This window comes from Streptomyces sp. NRRL B-24572, assembly GCF_002156145.1.
Taxonomy (GTDB): Bacteria; Actinomycetota; Actinomycetes; order Streptomycetales; family Streptomycetaceae; genus Streptomyces; species Streptomyces vietnamensis.
Genome location: NZ_MWIG01001020.1, coordinates 1 through 3,483 on the forward strand (window position 1 = coordinate 1; position 3,483 = coordinate 3,483).

Annotated in this window: 2 protein-coding genes and 1 pseudogene; all 3 read left to right on the plus strand. The window is 73.9% G+C overall.

Annotated features, from left to right (window positions below):
- Window positions 1–155 (plus strand): annotated as a pseudogene (locus CCN56_RS45385) (ABC transporter ATP-binding protein); the annotation flags it as partial.
- Window positions 152–2,533, plus strand: coding sequence for an ABC transporter permease (locus tag CCN56_RS39660; RefSeq protein ID WP_256962425.1), 2,382 nt, complete (start codon window positions 152–154; stop codon window positions 2,531–2,533). The pseudogene CCN56_RS45385 and the gene CCN56_RS39660, both read left to right, overlap by 4 nt.
- A gap of 179 nt (window positions 2,534–2,712) precedes the next feature.
- A partial coding sequence (locus CCN56_RS39665) for a thioesterase II family protein (RefSeq protein WP_086832432.1) occupies window positions 2,713–3,483 on the plus strand: 771 nt, incomplete at its 3' end.

Sequence of the window (3,483 nt, forward strand, 5' to 3'; positions counted from 1 at the left end):
TCATGGTCACCCACGACCCGGTGGCCGCTGCCGTCGCCGACGTCGTCATCTTCCTCAAGGACGGCCGCATCGCGGACCGCATCACCCTGACCAGGGACCCCGACGGCCGGAACGCCGCCTCCATCGCAGCCCACATGGCCCGGCTGGAGGCATGATGCTGATCCTCGCGAACATCCGTGAGCGCTGGGCCGGATTCCTCGGCGCGTTCGTCGCCGTGATGGTCGGCGTCGGACTGATCACCACCACCCTCGTCATCTACGACTCCTCCCGCCCCGACGTCCAGCCCCGCTACGCCGGCACCGCCGCCCTCGCCCTGCCGAACCAGGCCCCCGACCAGGACGGCAGCCCCGAGGACCGGATGCCGTGGAGCCGCGCCGAGGCCGCACCGCTCGTCGAGAAGCTGGCGGCGGTGCCCGGCGTGGCCGCGGCCGTCGTCGACCGCACCTTCTACGCCCAGGCGTTCCGCGGCGACCGGCCCGTCGCCGACGAGGGCGCCGTCGACGCCGGCCACGGCTTCGCCAGCACCCGGCTCGCCCCGTACAAGCTCGTCACGGGCCGCGCCCCGACCGCCGACGACGAGGTCGTCGTCGACCGCGCCCTCGGCGTCCCCGTCGGATCCGACCTCACCGTCAACATCACCGCCGGCCGTACCCCGTTCAAGGTCGTCGGCACGGTCGACGGCCCCGGCTACTACTTCAGCGACGCCTTCGCCGCACGCCAGGAACCCGGCGTCGGTGTCATCGGCCTCGTCCCCGAGCCCGGCACCTCCGCCGGGAACCTCGCGCAGCAGGCCCGCAGCGCCGTCGGCGCCGCCGGCACCGTCGTCTCCGGCGACGACCGGGCCGAACTCCAGCCCCAGTACATCGAGCACAAGCGGTTCCTCGGCACCCAGCTCATCGGCGCCATGGCCATCCTCGGCCTGTTCACCACCGTCTTCGTCGTCGCCTCCATGCTCGTCCTCTCCACCGGCATGCGCCGCCGCGAGATCGGCCTGCTGCGCACCATCGGCGCCGCCCCCCGCCAGATCCGCCGGATGGTCCTCGGCGAGGCCGCCGTCGTCGGCCTCCTCGGCTCCCTCGCCGGCTGCCTCGCCGGCGTCGCGGCGGCCCCGCTGCTGCGGAACATCCTCGACGGCCTGGACGTCACCCCGCCCGGCCTGGAGATCACGGTCTCCGCCTGGCCCCTGTTCACCGCCGCCGCCATCGGCATCGGCGTCAGCGTCCTCGGCGCCTGGTCCGCCAGCCGGCTCGCCGCCAAGGTCGCCCCCATCGAGGCACTGCTCGACAGCCGCTCCGCCAACAAGACCATGGGCCGCGCCCGTTGGATCAGCGGCCTCGCCGTCCTCGGCCTCGGCGTCGTCCTCGCCATCGGCACCGCCACCGCGGCCGCCGACGACCGCGTCAACATGGCCATCTTCGCGACCATGGTGCTCATCGTGGCCGCCGCGCTCCTGGCCCCCGTCTTCGTCGGCCCCGTCGGCCGGGCCCTCACCGCCCCCTTCCAGCGGTCCGGATCGGCCGGCCCGCTGCTCGTCCGCGCCGAACTCGGCGCCAACTCCCGCCGCGCCGCCTCCCTCGCCGCTCCCGTCATCGCCGCCGTCGGTTTCGCCGTCCTGCTCAGCGGCATGGTCGAGACCATGCGCGTCGCCTACCCGGCCGGCGAGGCCCTCAAGGTCCAGGGCCAGCTGATCGTCACGCCCGACGGGACCCCCGGCAACACCGACGAGGTCGTCGCCGCCAACCCCGTCGGCAAGGCCGCCCTGCCCACCCGGGCCTTCGTCGGCGAACCCGGCAAGCAGACCGTCATCGACGTCCTCGGCTCCCGCGACGCCCGCTGGAGCAAGCCCGGCCAGGCCGTGCTCGGTGAGCGGACCGCCAGGACCCTGAACCTCAAGGCCGGCCAGGAGGCCACCGTGCGCTTCGCCGACGGGGAGAGCGTCCGCCTGCGCGTCGCCCAGGTCCTCCCGGACGACCCCGCCCGCGGCGACTTCGTCGTCTCCCGCGACCTGGTCCGCAGCCACGACCCGGCCGCCCTCACCGACGACATCTTCGTCCCCGGGGCCAACCGTCCCACCGAGCTCGTGCCCGGCACCGCCCTCCACGACGCCCTCCAGTACGCCCTGGACGACTACAACACCGACGCCAAGCTCACCGACAGCCTCGCCGCCATGCTCATCGTCATCGCCGTCGGCTACAGCGGCATCGCCGTCGCCAACAGCATGGCCATGACCGCCCACGGCCGGCGCCGCGACTTCGCGGTGATGAAGTCCGCCGGCGGCACCGTCCGCCAGCTGCTCCTCTTCTCCGTCGGCGAGACCTCCCTCGTCGTGGCCGTCGGCGCCGCCCTCGGCGTCCTCGTCACCCTCCCGCCGCTCGCCGGAATGGCCTCGGGCCTCTCCCAGGCCACCTCCGCCGACGTCGGACTGCACCTCAACGGCGGCACCGTGACCGGAGCGATCATCGGCTCCCTGCTCCTCGCCGTCACCGCCAGCGCCGCCGTCACCTGGCGCACCATGAGCCGGGAGGCTTCATAAGCCTCCCCTTCGACGGACGGCGGCCCCGGGATCCCCCGCCCGGGCCGCCGTCCTTCCCGTCCGCCCCCGGTCGAACGCGGCCGAAACGGGATGTATAGACCGCCACCGTCGCCGCTTATAGACCGCGGATAGCGCCGCTCATTGTGCTGGAGCCCAAGCACGATGGGAGGCGATCGACCGTGACCGTTCCGGATCCGCGTACGCACTCGCGGTGGCTCAAGGCGTGCAACCGGGTCACCCGGCCCCGGTGCCGGCTCGTGTGCGCCCCGCACGCGGGCGGCACCGCTTTCGCGTACCGGGGCTGGCCCGCCGGACTGCCCGGCGACACCGAGGTGTACGCCGTGCAGTACCCCGGCCGTCAGGACCGGCTCGGGGAACCCGCCGCCACCACCATGGACGAACTCGTCCGACCCGTCGCCGACGCGCTGGAGCCCTTCGTCGGCGAACCGCTCGCGCTCTTCGGCCACAGCATGGGCGCCGTCGTCGCCTACGAGGTCACCCTCGAACTCGAACGCCGCCACGGCCAGGTCGTCGACCTGCTCGCCGTCTCCGGCTCCCGTGCCCCCCACCACCGCGAGCGGCACGACCGGCACGAACTCGACGACGCCGACCTCGTCGACGAACTCCGCCGTCTCAACGACTCCTTCGGCGACCTGCTCGACTCGCCCGAGCTCCTCGAACTGGTGCTCCCCTCGATCCGGGCCGACTTCGGCGTCGTCGCCCGCTACGGACGCACCCAGTCCGAGCCGGTCCGCGCCCCGCTGCTCGCGCTCGGCGGCACCGAGGACCCCGACGTCAGCCCCGAGGACCTCCGACGCTGGCGCGCCTGCGCCGGCGCCTCCTTCGGCACCCGGCTCTTCCCGGGCGGTCACTTCTACCTCACGGACCAGCGGCCCGTCCTGGACGCCGTCACCCCCTGGCTGCCCGGCCGGCAGCCAGGGGGTGACGGC

Excerpts from the sequence above, each read along its gene's own strand:
- CCN56_RS39660 (WP_256962425.1), top strand. The coding sequence starts at position 152 with ATGATGCTGATCCTCGCGAACATCCGTGAGCGCTGGGCCGGATTCCTC.